General features: G+C 37.3%; 16 protein-coding genes and 1 pseudogene. 3 read left to right on the top strand and 14 right to left on the bottom strand.

All coding sequences use genetic code 11. The features are described from left to right. Positions 1-51: 51 nt before the first annotated feature. The gene (yhfZ, locus tag NSQ77_RS15835) at positions 52-978 is read right to left on the bottom strand and encodes a GntR family transcriptional regulator YhfZ (protein WP_339226997.1); all 927 of its coding nucleotides are present in this window, start codon (positions 976-978) and stop codon (positions 52-54) included. 97 nt (positions 979-1,075) lie between these two features. Further along, the gene (locus NSQ77_RS15830) at positions 1,076-2,437 is read right to left on the bottom strand and encodes an FAD-binding oxidoreductase (protein ID WP_339226996.1); all 1,362 of its coding nucleotides are present in this window, start codon (positions 2,435-2,437) and stop codon (positions 1,076-1,078) included. A gap of 322 nt (positions 2,438-2,759) precedes the next feature. Between NSQ77_RS15830 and NSQ77_RS15825 the strand changes: the two genes are divergently transcribed. Next, entirely contained in the window at positions 2,760-3,671 is a 912-nt protein-coding gene (locus tag NSQ77_RS15825) for a MurR/RpiR family transcriptional regulator (protein ID WP_339226995.1), read from the top strand. A gap of 277 nt (positions 3,672-3,948) precedes the next feature. On the opposite strand, the gene NSQ77_RS15820 is transcribed toward NSQ77_RS15825, so the two are convergent. The 9 genes from NSQ77_RS15820 to NSQ77_RS15780 form a co-directional block, all read right to left on the bottom strand. Beyond that, positions 3,949-4,890, bottom strand: coding sequence for a glycine betaine ABC transporter substrate-binding protein (locus tag NSQ77_RS15820; RefSeq protein ID WP_339226994.1), 942 nt, complete (start codon positions 4,888-4,890; stop codon positions 3,949-3,951). Positions 4,891-4,940: 50 nt separating this feature from the next. Continuing rightward, on the bottom strand, positions 4,941-5,798 hold the full coding sequence (locus NSQ77_RS15815) for a proline/glycine betaine ABC transporter permease (RefSeq protein ID WP_339226993.1): 858 nt from the start codon (positions 5,796-5,798) through the stop codon (positions 4,941-4,943). Further along, the gene (locus tag NSQ77_RS15810; protein WP_339226992.1) at positions 5,788-6,990 is read right to left on the bottom strand and encodes a glycine betaine/L-proline ABC transporter ATP-binding protein; all 1,203 of its coding nucleotides are present in this window, start codon (positions 6,988-6,990) and stop codon (positions 5,788-5,790) included. The genes NSQ77_RS15815 and NSQ77_RS15810 overlap by 11 nt, the downstream gene beginning before the upstream one ends. A 375-nt stretch (positions 6,991-7,365) precedes the next feature. Continuing rightward, the gene (locus NSQ77_RS15805; RefSeq protein ID WP_339231038.1) at positions 7,366-8,604 is read right to left on the bottom strand and encodes a Xaa-Pro peptidase family protein; all 1,239 of its coding nucleotides are present in this window, start codon (positions 8,602-8,604) and stop codon (positions 7,366-7,368) included. A 94-nt stretch (positions 8,605-8,698) separates the two neighbouring features. Next, on the bottom strand, positions 8,699-9,742 hold the full coding sequence (locus NSQ77_RS15800; protein WP_339226991.1) for a zinc-binding dehydrogenase: 1,044 nt from the start codon (positions 9,740-9,742) through the stop codon (positions 8,699-8,701). 88 nt (positions 9,743-9,830) lie between these two features. Next, on the bottom strand, positions 9,831-11,048 hold the full coding sequence (locus NSQ77_RS15795) for an FAD-dependent oxidoreductase (protein ID WP_339226990.1): 1,218 nt from the start codon (positions 11,046-11,048) through the stop codon (positions 9,831-9,833). A 20-nt stretch (positions 11,049-11,068) separates the two neighbouring features. Continuing rightward, entirely contained in the window at positions 11,069-11,386 is a 318-nt protein-coding gene (locus NSQ77_RS15790) for a Rieske 2Fe-2S domain-containing protein (protein WP_339226989.1), read from the bottom strand. 30 nt (positions 11,387-11,416) lie between these two features. Then, positions 11,417-12,583: an aromatic ring-hydroxylating dioxygenase subunit alpha gene (locus NSQ77_RS15785; protein WP_339226988.1), complete on the bottom strand. Its 1,167-nt coding sequence runs from the start codon at positions 12,581-12,583 to the stop codon at positions 11,417-11,419. A 134-nt stretch (positions 12,584-12,717) separates the two neighbouring features. Then, positions 12,718-14,262 (bottom strand): L-glutamate gamma-semialdehyde dehydrogenase, encoded by a 1,545-nt coding sequence (locus NSQ77_RS15780; RefSeq protein ID WP_339226987.1) that lies wholly within the window; start codon positions 14,260-14,262, stop codon positions 12,718-12,720. Positions 14,263-14,859: 597 nt separating this feature from the next. On the opposite strand from NSQ77_RS15780, the gene NSQ77_RS15775 reads away from it, so the two are divergent. Further along, positions 14,860-16,197 (top strand): MmgE/PrpD family protein, encoded by a 1,338-nt coding sequence (locus tag NSQ77_RS15775; protein WP_339226986.1) that lies wholly within the window; start codon positions 14,860-14,862, stop codon positions 16,195-16,197. A 386-nt stretch (positions 16,198-16,583) separates the two neighbouring features. Here the strand turns inward: NSQ77_RS15775 and NSQ77_RS15770 are convergent, their stop codons facing one another. Continuing rightward, positions 16,584-17,300 carry an HAD family hydrolase gene (locus NSQ77_RS15770; protein ID WP_339226985.1) on the bottom strand — a complete coding sequence of 239 codons (717 nt, stop codon included), beginning with the start codon at positions 17,298-17,300 and terminating at the stop codon, positions 16,584-16,586. A 177-nt stretch (positions 17,301-17,477) separates the two neighbouring features. Further along, positions 17,478-18,595: pseudogene (locus NSQ77_RS15765) on the bottom strand (RNA-guided endonuclease TnpB family protein). Positions 18,596-18,884: 289 nt separating this feature from the next. Here NSQ77_RS15765 and NSQ77_RS15760 point away from each other — a divergent pair. Beyond that, entirely contained in the window at positions 18,885-19,196 is a 312-nt protein-coding gene (locus NSQ77_RS15760; RefSeq protein ID WP_339226984.1) for a PepSY domain-containing protein, read from the top strand. 120 nt (positions 19,197-19,316) lie between these two features. On the opposite strand, the gene NSQ77_RS15755 is transcribed toward NSQ77_RS15760, so the two are convergent. Beyond that, positions 19,317-20,597, bottom strand: coding sequence for an MFS transporter (locus NSQ77_RS15755; RefSeq protein ID WP_339226983.1), 1,281 nt, complete (start codon positions 20,595-20,597; stop codon positions 19,317-19,319). Positions 20,598-20,879 lie beyond the last annotated feature (282 nt).

Below are 20,879 nucleotides of genomic sequence, written 5' to 3'. Positions count from 1 at the left end.
TCTCCCATAAGGGGGGCAGGGGATAGGTTCCTGATTTCTTTGTCTGCATTGTTAATACCTTGGAATTTTCTCCCCTGACTCAACCAGCTTTTGAATCGCTAAAATGCTTTTTATTTCCACAGTCCCCCACTTTTCAGCGATTTCTTCCTCCCTGTCACCATCAATTATAATAACTGCTTCTGATGTTTCTTCTGCGATTTTCTTTGCTTCCGACATCTGAAAATCAATCGCTTTAAAAGACTTGGTTATTCGTTTGTCATCTATACTCCAGATAGCAGCATCTAATTGCTTCGAATCCAGCATATCTAATAGCTGCATATAATTAATATGCACATACTCTACATCCAACCCTTTACATTCACTGAACGTTAACTCCTTTTGGTCAGGTGAATCCATATCAACCCCTACCCGCATTCCACTTCGAATCGAATTTTCATGTTGGTCAGCCAGAAAAGTCTTATGTGCCGATACATAACTGTTTATCCCTAATTCCTTCATGATTTTTAAGTTTGGATATTGCATTAAGCTACTAACTGCTGTCATCTTTGAGACAATAGAAAAATCACTTCGCTTTGTGCGAACAGATTCAATCCGATTTAATCCCCCGCGCATGTAGGATAGATTAATTTTTTTACCAGATAATTCAAAGGCTTCAACCATACCAGTGGCGAGCCCTTCATATTTTCTTGAATATGGAAGTGGCATGGAACCAATCAACGGTGCTATACCAGCAATTTGCTGCAGCAGCTCACTATCTTTATCAACTAAATAGGTTCCTAGATGCCCTCTCGCGTCCAATCGAATTGCTTTTAATTCTTCTAATAAACCTAGAGCGATTTGTACAGTTCCTCTGCCAATCGAGAGTTTCACACTATAGTCAGTAACTCTAGGAATCTTATTACCAATTTCTACGTCTAATAATTCTTTGGCAATATTCTTTGCTGTCAACCCATTTTTTGAATATAATTTTTCCCACATAACATAACCTCAAATCAATATACTATATTTTGTATATTGTAATTATAAGCGTTTGCAACTGGTAAATCAATGGGTTTATCGAATCATAAAATTGTTACTAAAACAGTTTTCCGGGATTTAATCGGTTGTCTGGATCAATCGCATTTTTAATTTTGCGCATCAATTCCAATTCTACAGGGTTACGCATCTTTTCTAAATAAAATTTCTTGATAATACCTATCCCATGTTCAGCTGACGGTAATCCACCCAATTCATTAACTTTTTTATAAAGATCATCTAATAGGGCTTGTCGCCTTACCTGCCAAGTTGCCTCATCAAGATCTTCCTTCATTAATACCGTATGGATATTGCCATCTCCCGCATGTCCAAAATTAATTACTTTCAAGCCATGCTTCGTTTGTAATTCTTTTGTATAATTAATCATCTCACTGAATTTATTAATTGGCACAACTTCATCTAGCATTTCATATTCTGTAAACTGCATAAGTGCAACTAAAATATTATCCCTAAGTAACCAAGCCCTTTCCTCTTCTTCTTTGGAAAGCAAAGGAATAATTTCTGCTGCTTGATCTTTTAAAATACTTTTCACCATATCAACCTTATGAGATACTGTCTCCTCTTCATTACTATCGATTGTCATTAAGACATATGCTTCTCCCTTTTGACTTTGTAATGAAACCTTTGTATATTTTTCACTATATTCAATCGTGCCTCTTTCAAATAATTCTAATGCCGTTGGTTCGATACCATTTTGAAGAATAGCTAATACGCCATTTGTCGCAGCTTTTAATGTATGAAATGCCAATAGAACCGACTGTTTATATTGTGGCAGCGGCAATACCTTTAATTTGATTTTCGTTGTTATTCCTAACGTCCCCTCTGAACCTATAAATAGGTTCTTCAAATCGTATCCAGAACTGCTTTTTATGTTTAAGCTTCCCAGTGTAACCTTTTCCCCATCTGGCAAGACAACTTCCAGTTCACGAACATAGTCTCTTGTTGTACCATATTTCACTGCACGCATACCGCCCGCGTTTGTAGCAATATTACCACCAATAGTGGAGTTTTTTGAGCCTGGATCTGGTGGGTAAAAATAACCTTTACTTTCAACAAATGCTTGAATTTCACTTAACTGCACTCCTGGTTCCACGGTTAATGTCATTGTCTCTTCATCTAATGCTAGAATGCGATTCATTTGATGAACATCCACTATTAATTCTCCCCCATTTATTGGAACCTGAGAGCCAGCCACACCTGTACCAGCTCCACGGGCAATAATTGGGATATTTTCTGTATTGGCAAACTTGACTAAGTCGATTACTTCTTGGGTTGTATTCGGGAGCGCAACCGCATGTACAGCAGCAACTTCTTTATAAAAGATATCTGTTTTATATACTTCAGGCACTTCTTCTTTCAGAAAAAGACGTTCTTTATCAGTTATGATATCCTGCAATTGCATTTAGATCCTCCTCTGCTTTTAGTAGACTTTTAGATTACTTTTTCTATTACCCAATATACTAAATTTCGTATATTTACATTGTAAACGTTTTATTTTTACTTTGCAAGGGAAGGGAGAGGAAGCCTTATCGATATATCATCTCAAGCAATTAAGGTAAACTTTAAATCTGATATAAAAATTCATGACAGAATGACGGACGCTCTTTTTCCAGGCATGAATTTTCGCACAAATGCGACAGCAAATATTGTTAAGCATTTAAGAACGAAACTTCATATGGTAAAATGTAAGTCAAAACTAAAAATTATGGAGTGCATACTATCTTATGAAAAATAAAGAATCGCTTCCCCATATGGATGGACATGGAACATTTATACAAAAACTTCTAGACGTTCGAAGTGATTTGCCAAAAAAGCAGAAACAAGTATGTGATTATATGATTGAACACCATCAATCAATCGGTGTATTAACGTTATCCGAATTAGCAGATCAGGCAAATGTCGGAACAACTACCGTTATGCGTTTGATTAATAATCTCGGCTATGAGAGTTATCTCGATGTTAAAAAGGATATATTTGATGCATCCATGCAAACGACTTCTTCAGCTTGGTGGCACTTACAAAAATCTTTTACAACAACGAATCAACAAGATCATACTATACTAGAAGTGTTGTCGGAAGTAAAATCAATTTTAGATCAAACGGTCACCCCTTCGTTAATCTCTAACTTTGATACAGCGATTCAATTATTGCTAAACTCAAAGCGAGTCAATATTTTAGGCGTTCGAACGAATAAAGCACTGGCAACTTATTTTGGCTATTTACTACAAGAATTCTTCCATAAAGTTACCCAATTAAGTGATGAAACAGAATTTATTTTCGATCGCTTATTACGAATGGAAAAAGGCGAATTACTCATCTTATTCGATAATTCTCCATTTACAACAGTTGGGATTGAAGCTGCTAAATATTGCCATGAAAATGGTCATTCCGTTATATTAATTACGGATCATTTATCTTCACCAGCTACTGACTACTCAACGGTCGTATTAAATACAGCCGCCAGTTCCAAACAATATTCTGTCGTCCCGACACTTTTTACAATCGAGTCGCTTATCATTGAGATAGGAAGAAAAACCTCCAGACAATCAATAGCTGACTTAGAAAAGCTCAGTAGCCTACTTGAGAGAAAAAACATTACTCAACCATTTTCGTTTGATCAAAAAGAAGAATCTTAAACTCTACTAACTAGTCAGTCAAGTTTAGCATCATCATAGATTGCCCTTGATTTTAGTAATAAAAAAAGGGGGGGGTCATTAGCAACACCCCCCCTTTATCTTATAAAATGACCTTCATTTCAAACATTAAGTCATATGAACCATATTGCATGTTATATGAGACTGACACATTTGTGAAACTCTTATTTAATGTTTCATCTAGTATGGGTAGGTCTTCCTGAGTCGCTTATCCGGGAAGTAAATATCCTTTTCTATAAGACAATTAGAATCCGTTTTTTTACTTGGCTTCTAAATCTTCTATTGAATCAATATCCATATAACCTGGAACTGCTAAACCAATCATTGTTCCCTTATCTAAATTCTTCCCTACCTCAATGAATTTATCTTTGTTAGCTTCATAATAGTCTTTATGCGTAATCGGCATCCAGACGCCTGTCACTGCATCCATATCACCATTTGCAACTGATTCAATCATGACTCCAACATCTAAAGGCGTAAGTTCAACGTTAAAGCCTTTTTGTTCCATGACTTCAACAAGCGCATACCCTAACGGCAAATCGGATTCCCAGTGATTCGTTGTCAGCTTAAAAGGTACCCCATCAACATCATCGACACCTTCTGTCCATTCCGCTACCTTATCTGGATTATCTGCAACCCACTGCTTCGTTACTTCCTCAATGCTAACTCCTGACTCTTCTGCTTCAAGAATAACTTCTTCTCTATCTTCTAAACTCCAATACACTTGCTCCATTATCTTAAATGCCTCAGGGTTATCTTCTTCTAACCCTAATCGTACAAGTGTAACAATATCCCCAGGCTCACCATAAATATTTTTTGGATCTTCCAATACTTTTAAATCAGGATACTTTGCAAATAACCAGTGTGGACTCCAAGCCGTAATAATGATTGGTTCTTCATTATTCAATGCCTTTTCAAGTTCCACCGTCATTGCTGTTGTTGAGGATTGTTCAAATTGCCACCCATCTAAACCATATTGTTCCATTGCTGCCTCCGTAGTAAGATTAATTCCCGCGCCAGGTTCAATTCCATAAATCGTATAATTTATTGATTCACCCGTATCTTCACTTCCAGCATTTGTACTACCTGAATCTGTTTCACCCGATGAGCTATCCGCTACGTCTTCTCCACTACATGCCGCCAAAAATAACACCAAGAACATAGTAATTAAAACAAGCCCTTTCCAATATGGTTTTAACATTTCAAACTCCCCTTTATAATATATTTTAAGATTTCAAGTCAAATCATGAATCACACATCTTTACTTGTCCTTAAACTTTTTGTAAATCGATCCATAATAATCGCTAAAATTACAATTCCGATTCCGCCAACAAATCCTGCTCCCGTTTCCGCTCGTTGTAAGGCAGATAATACCTGCATTCCTAACCCTTTCGCACCAATCATTGACGCAATAACAACCATTGACAAAGCTAGCATAATTGTTTGATTAACCCCAGCCATAATCGACTCTCTCGCCATTGGTAATTCCACCTTGAATAACTTCTGAACCCCTGTACTTCCATATGCATCTGATGCCTCAATCAATTCTGAGGAAACTTGTTTAATACCAAGGTTTGTTAATCTTACCGTTGGTGGTGTTGCAAAAATCAATGATGCAAAAACACCTGGTACCATACCAATACCGAAAAAGGCAACGGCAGGTATTAAATATACAAACGCAGGCATTGTTTGCATAAAGTCTAGGATAGGTGTTAGAATTGATTCGGCTAACCTATTTTTCGACATCAGTATTCCAACTGGTATCCCAATTACAACGGATAATAAACTTGCAACAATTACTAAAGCAAACGTATGAATAAGCGAGTCCCAAACCCCCTGATTATACACCAACCAGAGACTAATAACTGAAAATATTGAAAGTCCTAGTTTCTTACCTGAAGCAAAAAAGGCTAGTACCGCAATAAACAAAATCAATATAACCGGTGGAATTAGTGATAGTGTTTCAGAAAATAAATCCATGAAATTACCAAAATGAAGTTTAAATGGGTTGAAGAAGAAAGAAAACATAGTTGTTATCCGGTCCACGGAATTTGCGATCCAATCAGCAATTGGAATCTCAGGCAAAAAGCCCAGTACATCATAAAGCATAATTTAAATTCACCTCGCTATCCTTAGCAAGTGCTCCAATAACTGCTCCACGTACAATTACACCGATCAGCTTCTTATCTTCTACAACAGCGATTGGTATAGGTGAATTATAAATAATGTTAAATATACTGTGCATTGGCGTATTTTTATTCACTTGTAGAATATTCTTTTCCATTACGTCTCCTAAATTTTGTATTCCTTTCCCCCTTGCATCCAGTAGGAGATCTGCTGTCACAAACCCTTTCAAATAGCGATTGCTGTCCACCACAAAAAGCCCTGAAATTCCTACTTCTCGCATTCTTTCAAGTGCTACATTCGGGCCATGTTTGTCCAAGTTTACAGTTTCTGGACGTTTCATAATATGTTGCGCAGTTAATATTTTTGAACGATCTACATCTTCAACGAATTTTTCCACGTAGCCATCCGCAGGAGCTACTAAAATTTCTTCCGGAGTACCAATTTGAACGATTGCTCCATCCTTCATTAACGCAATTCGATCTCCTAAGCGCAGCGCTTCATCCAAGTCATGTGTAATAAATATAATCGTTTTCTTCATCTTCGATTGTAATTCTATTAATTCATCTTGCATTTCTTTTCGAATAAGGGGATCCAGTGCAGAAAACGCTTCATCCATTAATAAAACTTCAGGATTATTTGCTAACGCACGCGCTAACCCCACACGCTGTTGCATTCCACCGGACAGCTGACTTGGATATAAATCTGCATATCCCTCTAATCCAACCAATTCCAATGATTTTCGTGCTTGTCTCTCTCTCTCTTCTCTTGGCATTTTTTGAATTTCCAATCCAAATGCAGTGTTTTGCAAAACTGTCTTATGTGGAAATAACGCAAACTTTTGAAAAACCATCCCAAGCTTTTCTCTTCGTACTTTACGTAAGGATTGTTTATCCATTTTTGCTAACTCTTCACCTTCTATCAAAATACTTCCCTCTGTTGGTTCAATCAGACGGTTAATTAAACGAATTAATGTCGACTTTCCACTACCAGATAACCCCATTATTACAAAGGTTTCCCCAGTAGAAACAGAAAAAGAAGCCCGATTCACACCTATCGTACTACCTGTTTTTTTAAGTATTTCATTCTTGGATATCCCTTCATTTAATAACTTTATTGCCTGCTTAGCATTTTTTCCAAATACTTTAGTCAAGTTATTAACGGATATGACCGACACAACCTTCACCCCTTCTATCTTTTTAATAAGATATTTTATTGATTTCAAACCTACTGTTTTTCCAGTGTATAAAAAGGAAACTAATTAGAGGCAAGGACAAATGTGTTTTTAGCAACTGGAATCCGTACATGAATGGTGCAAACATCCTGCTTCGAAAATATACTTTGCGGATCCAGAGGCTGATGGTGAACCATATTGTACAACTTCACTTCAATGTCTCAGAAGTATATATTTTCTACGCTAAATTTGTCGTTCGGTTTTTAAGTTAAATATTCTAGTTATGTCCCAACCTCATGTTCAATTGCTCTTCACGAAGACCCTGACCTATAAAATATTTATTAGTAAACAATGTCATGAACAAAGATAAAACGTTATTTAATACAACAACTTCTCTTCAAATGGAAAGTCTGAAAATCTTACAACCCCTTCCGGAGTCACTAAATACTCCTGTTCAAGTTTTACACCCTCTGCCCCTCCTTTTGCCCCGATATAACTTTCAACGGATAAAACCATATTTTCCTCAATTACCCCATCGAATCCCCTTTCATCAAAGTCTGCCTTAGGTACGATATAAGGGTACTCACTACTAAATCCGCATCCATGGGCAATTGCCGAGTATCGATTAGCAAAAAATTCCTTTGGTATTTCCCAACTTTTATCTGCAAATTCTCTAAACGTCATGCCAGGTTTTATAATGGAAGCATTCCATTCTATATGCTCGAATGCCGTATTATACAGTCGCCGTTGTTCATCTGTTGGTTCACCTTCCCCGCAATAAAATGTACGAGATATATCAGCATAATATCCAAAGGGGCCAACTGTATCCGTATCCAATACAACCAATTCCCCTGCTTGAATAACGCGGTCGCTTGCCTCCTGAAAAAAAGGATTCGTTCGCGGCCCTGAGCTAAGTAACCTTGTATCAATATAGTTCCCACCATTTGAAATATTTGTTTGATGCAATATAGACCAAAGTTCGTTCTCTGTTATACCAGGTTGAAGTGCTGTTCTTATCTTGACCAGTGCCTCATCAACAATTTTCATGGAAATACGTAAACACTGTATTTCTTCCTCTGATTTCACAGCTCGTGCACGTTCAATCGGAGTACGCCCATCAACCACTTTTATACCTTCTTCCATAAGAGCGATGACTGAAATGGGAGGTATTCCATCTATCGCAAGTGCACTGCCAACCCCACCATGTTTCTTAACTAAGGTTCGGATTTCGCTAGCAAATTTTTTCGCATTTTCTCCAAGTCTGTTACCAGATACACCATAAGACACAGTAATCCCGGAACGGACTTCATCAATTGTTTCCAGCCCTTCCGCTAAATGCTCACTTCCTGGGTAATCAAACAAAACAATGGGGCCATCTACAGGGATATAAACATATTGAGAAGGGTTACGCATCATATATAATGCCATATTACGAAAGCCTGTCGTATATAGAATATTAATTGGATCGGCAGTTAAAAGACCGCCATATCCCAGTTGTGTTAATTGTTGTCTAACACGATTCAATCGATATTCCCTCATGCGAACAGCATCTATTTGTGCCTTTTCATTACTTATTGTCCCAAATGGGGACCGTAAAATTTCCTTAGCACTCGTCATATTCAATTGTAACCTCTCCTTTTGTTTATCCATTAATTTCAAGGAATCTACCATTTATTTACTAAAGTTATTCTTTATACCACATGCATGCTACTTATGGAATAAGAACTACTTTTCCAATTTTCCCTGATTCTTTAAAGTAACTTTGTGCTGCTTTTGCTTCTTCTAATGGGAATGTACAATCCAGCGTCGGTTCCACTTTTCCATCTGATATTGCCTGTAATAAATCTTGAAATTCCTTTATTGTCGATTTTGCACCGGGGGTAGATCCAATTAAAGTAAGATATTTCAAATATAATGTTCTTAAATCAAGTTCAGCAACGGAACCGGCAATACCACCTGATGTGTTAAAGCGACCTTCTCGCCTAAGAACAGCAAGTGAAGTAGCAAATAAGGGTTCACCTACAACATCAAGAACAGCATCTACGGAACCATTAGCTACATCAAGAATATCTTCCATCAATGTTTCCGAGCGGTAAGAAACGACATTACTAGCTCCTAAATGCAGCAATCGATCTTTTTGATTTAAATCACCGACAACTGCAATCACTTTCGTTCCAAATACTTTAGCAGCAATTTGTACATTAAAAGAACCGACTCCCCCCGTTGCCCCAGTTACAAGCACGGTCTCTCCTTCTTTCAGATTCGTTCGATTAATTTTATGCCAGGAGGTTAAAGCACTAACAGGAAATGTAGCACTTTCAGCATATTCCTTTAAAGGGATAGGGAAACATAATTCAGCCGGCCATACTACATACTCAGCATAACCCCCATCATATTCGGAGCCAATGTACGTAATATCTTCCTCGCCATTTTTAAACTGTGATTGAAACGGAAACAAAATGACTTTTTGATTTAAATAATCTTTTCCTACATCTGCACCTATGTCCATAATTTCGCCCACAATATCCGAGCCGGGAATTCTTGGAAAAGTAACCCCTTCTCTTCTCCAGCCAGCCAACTGTTCCTTATCAATATCCGTACCATAGGCACCTTCCCGCATATTGATATCTGATTTATTGATCCCACATGCATGAACTTTAATCACTACTTCACCAGTCTTTGGAACTGGAATGGGTACTTTCGCTACTTCAAGCTTATCCAAACCTCCATACCCTGTTACTCTCACTGCTTTCATATACTAAATCCTCCCCCTATGAATTTGCATATTGCTCATTAATAAGCCATGCGCTGCAGCTAATATCCATTTTTTCGAACGTTTTTAGTTAACTCAACTTTTTCAACGATACTTCAGTATTTTGCAAAGCATCTATATCAATGCTACTTCCCTTATTAATCAACTTTCGAATAGGCAATACATTTTTAGGTTCGTTTACAATCATAGCAGCAAGAATGACATTTTCTTTATCCAAATAAAAGTACGTAAATTCTCCAGCATCCTTATTTCCCCGTACCACCGTTTTATTCCAGCTTTTCGCATACCCAATATATTGTAAACGAGTATTATACTGATCTGACCAGAAATATGGGACGCGTATATACCTTTCAACTTTTTCATGAACCATATTCTTTGCAACGACTTGCCCATGGTTTACCGCATGATCCCAGTGTTCCACATGAATTAGCTCATCTTTGTACGGCCACATCACACAATCTCCGGCAGCATACACATTTGGTAGGGATGTTTCTCCAAATTCATTTACAATATACCCTCTATTCACTTCTAAGTCTTGATGTGTAAAAATCATGTTCGGCTCTACGCCAATACCGATAACAACAGCTTGACAATCAATACTTTTACCGTTTGTTGTCTCAACCTTCTCCACTTTTTTGTCTCCGTGAAACGCTTTGATTGAATCATTTGTGATGAAATCAACACCATGATTGTGATGAAGCCGCAACACATATTCGCCAATTTCTTCTCCTAAAACTTGAGCCATTGGCACACTAGAGCGCTCCATAATCGTCACCTCTATTCCTTGCGCACGGCAAACAGAGGCTAATTCTGCTCCAATGAAACCTGCACCAATAATAACCACTTTATTAATTTCACCTAGTTGTTTCTTAATTTTTTTCGCATCAGATAATGTTTTTAAATAGAAGATATTATCAAGTGTGCTCCCTTCAATCAGCAGTTTTCTTAACGTCGAACCTGTGGCAAGTAATAATTTATCATAGAAATACGTCACACCATCTTCTGTTCGAATTTCCTGTTTATGAGGATCAACATCTTTTATTAGGACGCCTAGATGTAAATCAATATTTAGATCCTCAAACACCGAAGGGTCAACTAATAAAACATCTGATTCTTCCACTTCTCCTAACATAAACTCTTTTGATAAAGGAGGGCGATCATAAGGCATATCTGGCGTGCAATCAAACAGACTAATATTCCCTTTGAATCCACCTTTTCGTAATTGTAGTGCAGCGTTTGTGCCTGCAATTCCTCCGCCAATAATTATGATAGATTGATAATCTGGCATGATAACCCTCCCTCATATAATTATTCATTTATCCAAATCTTCCCGTCCCTTTCCTCAACTTCATACGTCGTAAGCGGTACATTCGCAGGACCTTCCAACACTATTCCATTCCGAATGTCAAAACAAGCAAAATGCAATGGGCAAACTAAACAATGTTCATCCAAATCTCCATCTATTAACTCTGCATATGCATGGGTGCAAATACCTTCTACAGCGTATATCTCTCCTCCTATTCGTGCTACCAAAACAACATTGCCATTAACCACAACATCCTGAGGTTCTCCCTCAATCAGCTCTTCACTTTTTAACACAAACACCGATTGCTTCACACCCTTCATGGTGAATCCCTCCGCATAAAATTATTGGGTTTAATCGGATGAAGACTCTACTTTGGACTGGACATAATGTTTAAATTCTGCTGTTCTCCATTCAGTTGGTGTTAGGATTCCACCATCCTTATAGGCGATTGAACGATTTCCTAGATGCACTAACTCACATTCTTCAAAATCCTGTTTATTCGTGGTGTCCCAAAAGTCAATTGCATCTTGAATAAATTCCTCATTGTCAACGACATGCTGTTCAAACATCCAATATGCCTGAACGATTGTTTCCTCAGGACTGACCGGAAAAAACGACACCATCACCACATAATCCGCTGCCATTCCAATAAATGAATGGGGATAAATATGCAAATAATAAATCTTACGTGTTTCTTTTTCATCGAGTCCTGGGAAGGTTTTACGATATGCTTTTCCGTCAATATTTACACGATCGAAACCTCTTCGTATATCCATCCCCCCCGTATGTCTCACTACTTCCGTTTCTGGTATATCATCATCGATTCTTACTCGAGCACGGCTCGGTGGAGTTACTCGACTTAATTCCGGATGAATATTTCCACAATGGTAACATTCAGAGGCATTTTCCATAATAAATTTCCAATTTGCTTTAACGGTATATGTCCTTTTCTCCGCTAACTTTAAATTCTTCATATCATATTGGTTGTATCGTTTCCAAGACGCTGGTAAGTTGAAACTTTCTTTTAAATCTGGTGCATTTTCATCAAAATTAATCCAAATATAACCATCCCATATCTCTGTCTTTACTCCCATAAGGGAACGTTCCGATTTATCGAAATCCTGATCATCTTCCGGTATATTGGGAGCGTTCACTAATTCACCGGTACTTCCATCGTACATCCAGCTATGATACGGGCAGGTAATGAAACCGCTAGTAAAGTTTCCGTCTTCTGTACCGCATAACCTTGATCCTCGATGGCGGCAAACATTGAAAAATGTGTTAATCGAACCATCGTCCGAACGTATAATGATTACGTTCTCATCGGCTATTGTAGCCGTAATATAATCTCCAGTTTTTGGAACTTCTTCTACCCTTCCTGCACATAGCCATGTTTTAAACCAAATATTACTTAATTCTTTATTAAAATATTCTGTATCATAATATGCGCCTCTTTTAAATGTAGGTTCAAATCGGGCGTGTTCTGGAAATCCACCTTCTATTAATTTTGCCGACATTAAAATCTCTCCTCACTTTATACCATTTTTTGATAATCAAATACTTTTTCTCTAATAATCCATAATTGCCTAAACTTTTTTATGTTCTTACCGCAGTAAAGTTTTTTAAACGAATGTTAGTTTTTCGCGTGCACTTACAGATTCTCAGAAATCGTTTTTGAATGTACAAAGTTCATTAGAAATTCATGGGTTCCGATTTTAGATCCTGTACCTGACATATAATATCCACCGAACGGCTGCACACCTACGACTGCACCTGTACATTTTCCGTTAATAAACAAATTCCCACATACCATTGTTTTATGTGCATTTGCTTTTCTCTCATCGCTTTCTGTAAAGAAAGCCCCTGTTAAGCCGTAATTTGTATTGTTGTAGACATCGATTCCTTCTTGGTAATTCTTTACTTTAGAAATTGATAAAACTGGGCCAAAAATTTCTTCCTGCATAAGGTTAGACGATGGCTTGGCATCGATAAAGATTGTTGGTTCTATAAAATAACCTGTTTGTTTATCTGCTTTTCCGCCATATATTAAAGATGATTCTTTTTTACCTATTTCAATATAGGAAGTAATTTTTTCATACGCACTTTCATCAATTACAGGTCCAATAAACGTATCATCTATAGATGGGCCGATGGACAATGTTTTTGTTCGTTCGATAATTTTATCAATTAACGCTTCATACACCTCTTCGTGAATAATCGCTCTTGACCCTGCCGAACACTTTTGTCCTTGATATCCAAAAGCTGAGTTTACAATGGCATCTGCAGCTCGGTCTAAGTTCGCCGTTTCATCTACAACAATACCGCCTTTCCCACCCATTTCAGCAACCACTCGTTTTACGAATCGTTGGTTGGGAACTTGCTGATGGGCCAATTCATCAATTTGCAAAGCTGCTTGCATGGAACCTGTAAACGAAATGAAACTAACGTCTCGGTGACTCACCATATAATTTCCTATCTTACTAGACGAGCCAGGGACAAAGTTGATCACACCATTCGGTAGACCTGCTTCTCTTGTGATTTCCATAAACTTTGCTCCTATGACAGGTGTTGACGATGATGGTTTCACTAAGACTGTATTTCCTGTAACGATGGCAGATACGGTTAATCCTAGTAAAATCGCAAGCGGGAAGTTCCATGGAGGAATGATAACTCCAACACCTAACGGCAAATATATCATTTCGTTTTTTATACCATCCATCGCTATTAACGTTGCTCCATCATCGAGCTTTCTCGCCTCTTGGGCATACATTTCAATAAAATCTATTGCTTCGTTTATTTCCCCTTCTGCTTCATTCTTATTTTTTCCAGATTCATAGATAAGCCAAGCAGTTAGTTCAAGTTTTTTTTCGCGTACCAAGTGCCCTATTTTTTCAATATATTGAGCACGTTCTGTAAATGTCTTCGTACTCCAAACTTGAAATGAATCCTCAGCAGCTTTAATCGCATCATTAATATGTGCTTTATCTGCCTGACTTACATAGCCGACCACTTCTTCATGATTACTAGGATTAATGGATGCTTTTTTTTCTTTCGTCATTATCTTTTTATCCGATATGAATAGCGGGTAATTGGTATTAAATTGCTTCTTCACGTAATCTAGTTCTTTCTGTAACTTTTCAATTTCCTCCTTCCCCCACACTATTTCCGGCTCATTGACAAAAGTTTTTAATACCATAAATAACACCTCTTTACCGTTTATTGTAAAAAATTTGTGCTTCCCATTGCATTGCCGCCCAGCTGCTCCAGCGGAATTTAACTAGACTAATGAATCATTAGAATCAATTTCCCATTGTCCCAATACCAATTATCGCTACATCTGCATCCATCAGTACACACCCCTTTCTATTTAGAGTTTAAAATGTCCATTATGCACTTCTTACGTATCTTGGAATTTGTTAATCCAGTGTTTTTGCATCTCCCACTCATTACCAACCTCACAATCATTGATAACGCTTACATTTTCGTCTTTATAAATGGGTAAACAATAATATTTAATATGCGCTCCATAGTAATCTAAATTTTTGTAACCTTTCAAATAAATATACTAAACTAAAAAAGGAAAATAATCAATTGTTTTTATAAAAATAATTATATTTTTTCCTTATTTTATAAATGCTGGTTATTTTCTTTGAAATAAAAAGCCGAAATTTATTTACGTAATATTGACAATATATAGAATATATATTATATATTTAAAGAACTTAAATATAGTATTGTCTAGAAAATAGGTGTTTCTTTACTAAAATAGGAGATTAGAATGGAGGTATTTTGAATGCCTATAGAAAAGGTACTGGATTATTTAGAACATGAAAGTTTTCAGTCTTTGCCAACTAACGTTGTTGCAATGGCTAAAAAGTCCTTACTTGATTTTATTGCCGCTTCATTTGCCGGTTATCAAAATAAGAAGGTCTCAGCAAGTGCGCTAAAATCATCCAAGTGGCTCGGAGGAGAAGCAACCTGTACTGTATTAGGTAGATCAACTAGCGTCTCCCCTCTCGCAGCTACTTTTATAAATGCCACTTTGTCAAGTTGTATGGATATAGATGATGGACACCGACAAGCAGTTGGGCATCCTGCCTGCACAATTATTCCGCCAGTTCTAGCAATGGGGGAAGTTACTCCAAACTGCTCAGGTAAAGATCTTATAACAGCAATCGTATCGGGCTATGAGATTGGGATTAGATGCGGGATCGTGATGAATTCAAATCATAATACTTTATTTTATGGTTCAGGCGGATGGGCACATTTTGGTTCTGCAGCTGGGGTGTCAAAAATAAAAAAGATGACTAGGAATTTGACAGCACATGCAATTTCTATAGGAGAGGTTTACGGTCCAACAGCACAATGCGGAAAGTCCATTGCAGCTGGTTCAATGACGAAAGAAAGTGTAGGCTGGGGGGCCGTGACCGGACTAATGGGCGTGTTGTTGGCAGAGACTGGTTTTACTGGTACGAGAAATATATTGATGGATGACCATCTTTACAATAAAAACGCAAAGAGAGTATTTGAGAATTTGGGAGAAATTTATGAAATAGAACGTATTTATTTTAAAGAGTATCCTGCATGTAAATGGGCACACTCACCGATAGCGGCTGCTCGATTGATTAAAGAAGAAATTAATCCAAATTTACAAGAAATCGATGAAATTATAGTTGAAACATTTAGTAAGGCGATTACTCTTGATCATATTTCTCCTCAAACATCGGAAGCTGCACAATACAGTATTCCTTTTACTGTAGCTACTGCTTTTTGTTATGGGAATGTCGAGCCATACCATGTATCAGAAGAGCATTTGAATAATGAAGCAGTATATGATGTGGCTAAGAAAATTCGTTTAAAACAGGTGGATGATCTTGAAGAGATATTCCCTGAAAAAAGACCAGCTCGTTTAAAAGTAAAAATGGGTAATGGAAAAGTATTCGAAAGGGAGGTTCATATTGTTAAAGGAGATGCAGAAAATCCACTTAATTGGGATGAGCTAGTTAAAAAGTTTGAAATGTGTGCAAAAGATTATATTACTTCTGATCGCCAACTTGAAATAATTGACCAAATTAAAAACTTGGAAAATTTACCAGACTTAAATAGTTTTATAAGTATATTAAGATCATAGATTTGTTCATATCCTGGTTTACTTCTAACACCAGCAGATATAAATGATCAAAGGCAGAACATACAAGCAAGTTTTATTACGCTGAATGGTCTAAGCGGATGAGTTTACTGTTAGAGGGGCAGATAGGTTGGGTACTCCCCCTTTAAGGGAGTACCACCCATCCGCTAAATGTAAGTTACTATAACTATAATTTTATCAAGATTCTTATAAAAACTCTATACGTACAGCAATTGAATTTAGTAGTAACTATTCGTCATATTCATGTTAAAACAGAACTTCCTAAACTGTATATTCCTCTTTCTCTATAACTATATAATACCAATGTTCTTCAATTTAATAGAATAATTCTTTCTAATTTATTTATCAGTTCATATGAATGTATACCTCTATTGAGCATTAACTAGCTCATCTAAAAAAATATCCAATAACTCTCTCGCACTATACACTACCTTATCTGGCGTAACAGATCCCTCAGGCATATCCCGTTTTCGATGGTTCATCCAAACCGCATGCCAACCCGCTTGCTTTGCACCGACGATGTCGTTTGCAAATGAATCCCCAATATAAACCGTCTTATTCTTGTCCAGTCCAAGCTTATTCTCAAGAACTGTGAATACTTCTTGGGAAGGCTTCGCATGACCGACAGCACCAGAAATAAATGTATTCTCTTTAGAAACCCATCTTTCCAGCTTTAATTGATTGATTTTCATGGATTGATGCGCTTCATCTCCATTTGTCAGGATTGCAAGCTGCTTGTTATTCGCTAAAAGGAGATCCAGTAGCTCGATAACTTCATCGAATAAAGCAATTTTTTGCTGTTCAGCAATATAAGCTTCTTGAAAATCCAAAGCTTGCCCGTTTGTTATGACAATACCCATTTCTGTACATGCATCCTTAATGCGGCGGATATGCATTTCCTCAGTCGTTATTTTCCCTGCCACTTGATCATCGAATAATGCATCACTATGCTTGCGGCTTATGATATAAAGTTTATTTAATTCCTCATCAGTAAAAGGTGCATCCATCATTTTTTTGCATGTATTTTTAAATGAGGCTGCTTGATCGTATAATGTATCATCAACATCAAAAATAATTGTATCCATGTTATCGACCTCCATTTCTATCATACTATACTTTATAGAACAGGAGAAGCGCGTGAACCACCCACCACTTAGCTAACCTTACGGTCTGCTTGAAGTGGGGGCTTCTCGACTTATCGTTACTTTTACTAGCTAACGAAAACGGACCGAGCTAACCCTCTTGTTCCAAGAGTTTTGTTTTTATACGAATCCCAATATGCGTAATCCTTCCTTTTTGATGTTGATCGCTGAATTGTGGTCACGATCTGCCGCATAACCGCAAGAACATTGATAGGTACGTTCAGATAATGACATGATTTTTTCTGCACCACAACAAGAACATCTTTTAGTAGAAGGAAACCATTTGTCAATTTTTATTAGTTGCTTCCCCAGTTCTTTTAGTTTGTATTCTAAAAACGTAGTGAACATACCCCAGCCATTATCGTGAACACTTTTACCAAAGTTGAGGGCCTTAGACATCCCTTTCATATCTAAGTCCTCCATAATGACAGCATCATAGTCTGAAGCTAATTCTTTTGACTTATGATGCAGGAAGTTTTTACGTTGATTTGCCGTTTTTTCTTGCAATCTAGCTACTTTCAATCGTTGCTTTTCCCAACGTGCAGAACCTTTCTTTTTGCGGGATAGGATACGCTGTTCTTTTGCTAGGTTGTCTAATGATTGACGATAGAAACGAGGGTAATTGGCTTTCTCACCCTGTTCGCTTTCAACATAGAGACCATCCATGGCAAAATCTAATCCAATAACATGTTGAACGTTTACAGGCTTAATCTCTTTCTCATATTCTGTCAAAATAGAAATATAATATTTTCCTGACTTTGTTTTGGTAATCGTACAGGATTTTATTTTATAATCCGTAGGAATTTCTCTATGCTGTTTGATTTTTATTGTCTTTTTTATTTTGGGCAATTTGATATGACTATCTTCCAATTTGATATTTTCATTTACCATATTTGTTGTATAAGATTGTTTATTTTTTTGGCATTTGAATTTTGGGTATTTTGCACGGCCTTCAAAGAAGTTTCATAAGCTTCTTGCAAGTTAATCTGTGCATTTGCCAAGGCCAATGAATCCACTTCTTTTAGGAATGGAAATGCCTCTTTATATTTAGCAGGAGTCGGAAACTTTTGTTTTTTGAGTTTTTTATTGTCATCTTTGTATTTCTCATACGTTTCTTTACGGTCTGCTAACATTTTGTTGTAGACAAAACGAACACACCCGAAAGTTTTAGCAAGAAATATTTCCTGGTCTTTATTCGGTAATAATCGAAATTTGAAAGCTTTATTTTGCTTGGTCATATCCATTCACCTACCCCCCCGATATAGAATGTATGTTCTTATTATATCATAGTAAGGGAACCTTGGCTATCGCCAACCGAAATTCATCTCACGCATACTCGTTGGGCTAACGCCCTTCATACTCCTTGAGGATGGGAGACTTCTTTCGGAAATCTGTTAAAAGTTTCATTCCTGAAAAATGGAACATAAGCGCTTCTAGGCTTCTTCACTAATTTAATCGGACATTAACACAGACTCGGGACAAATGCATAATATGTGACTGAATGAATTTAGAGAGGGAGCATGATACATGATGCATCGAAATTGGAATTACCCAAATCCATATAACCAGCCACAACAGCCACAGCCCCATTGGCAAAATCAAGGCTGGAATGACCAGATAAATTACAACCAAGCCCCGCAATTTCAACGGCAAATTACCATTCAAGAAGCGATAGATATTGCACTTGCACAAGTACCTGGCCAAGCTGTAAAGGCAGAATTGGACACAAAGCAAGGTGTAAGGGTTTATGAAGTGGATGTTATCACGGCCCAAGGTGTAAAATATGAAATAGCAGTAAATATAAATACTGGGGAAATAGTTGAAATCGAGTTAGATTAATAGATGACGAATTAAGGTAGCCTTTTAAATAATTCTTTCGAAAATACTCTATTGATGAGCAAGAATTTAATTTCTTATACAGAAAAAGCCAGGCATCTGCCTGGCTTTCCCTATGATAAATCAAATTTTATGCAATGAAATCCAGCGTACGGAATAGGCACTGACAATTCCAGCAAAAATAATATACAAGACAAGGTAAACAGGGAATCCATCCGTTAAGCTTAACAAATAAGTGGCAATCATTGGTGTCAGCCCGCTAGCAAATATGCCAGAAAACTGATATACGAATGATATCCCAGTATATCTCACTTTTGGATCGAAGAGTTCAGCAAATAATGCTGCCTCCGGGCCATAAACCGCTGCATAAAAGATACCTAATGGAATAATAATGGAAAGCCATATTACTAACGTATTTCCTCCACTATTTATCATTAGCCAGAACGCAGGTATTGCTGAAAATCCAGTTACCAGGCTTCCATACCAATATGTCTTCGTTCTCCCATAACGGTCAGAGATATAACCAAAGACAGGAATAAAGAAACACATTATAAAAGCCGCGGCAGACACACCGAGCAAAGCGATATTTTGTGAGATTTCCAGATTTTGAGTTAGAAAGGTGATCGAAAATACACCCATAATATTGAAGAATACACCGTCAATATATCTTGCACCCATACCTGCAAGGATAGTTCCCACATTCCCTCGCCACATTTCTTTAATTGGAATGCCTGTATCTGTTTTCTCTTCCTTGAACTTTTTAAATTCCGGACTTTCATCTACATTCAAGCGAATCCAGAGACCTAAAAATACCAATAGAGCACTAATCGCAAATGCTATGCGCCAGCCCCATTGGAGAAATTGATCATTTGCAAGGATTAACGACAGAAAACCTACAACTCCTGAAGCTAATAAAAGACCGATAGCAAGACCAATTTGAGGAAGACTGGCATATAGTCCCCGCTTTTTTTCGGGAGCATGCTCGAAGGTCATAAGAACAGCGCCACCCCATTCTCCTCCTAATGCAAGACCTTGAATCATACGTAAAAGAACCAAGAACAGCGGCGCTAAAATGCCTATCTGCCCAAATGTTGGTAAAGCAGCTATTAAAGCGGTGCTAATCCCCATAATTGTTAAACTCAATACGAGCATACTTTTTCGTCCAATTTTATCTCCAAAATGCCCAAATATAATACCGCCAACTGGTCTTACAACAAAACCAGCTGCAAACGTTCCAAAAGCGAGCATTGTAGAAACAAAAGCATTACCTGTAGGGAAATACAGCTGGTTGAATACAATACCAGCTACAACCCCATAAAGAAAGAAATCATACCATTCAATTGTCGATCCAATTAAGCTTGACGCTACAACACGCCGAAGCATTTTTTTATCGGGAATAGTCATGATTTTTACACCTCCTAAAATCTAAGGCTACTCCAACGAATCTAATTTATCTGGAGTCCCCATGTGTATGGTCTATTTAACATTACATTTAAATGTTGTTTTAATTGCATATGAAAATCGATTGGACCCCTAAGAGGCCTAATAAAGATGGTCTCCCCCTTTCTGAAATATAGTCTGTGTATCTCATAATTCATTAAAACAGAACGCCATTTTAACCAATCAAGCAAGGGGATGTCAAGGGTTCTGAAGATATTCCAAATACAGCATAAAAACACTATTTTC

It is taken from the genome of Oceanobacillus sp. FSL K6-2867, from assembly GCF_037963145.1.
GTDB lineage: Bacteria > Bacillota > Bacilli > Bacillales > Amphibacillaceae > Oceanobacillus.
Note: the sequence above shows the minus strand (reverse complement) of the source record. Positions and strands in the feature narration are given on the sequence as shown.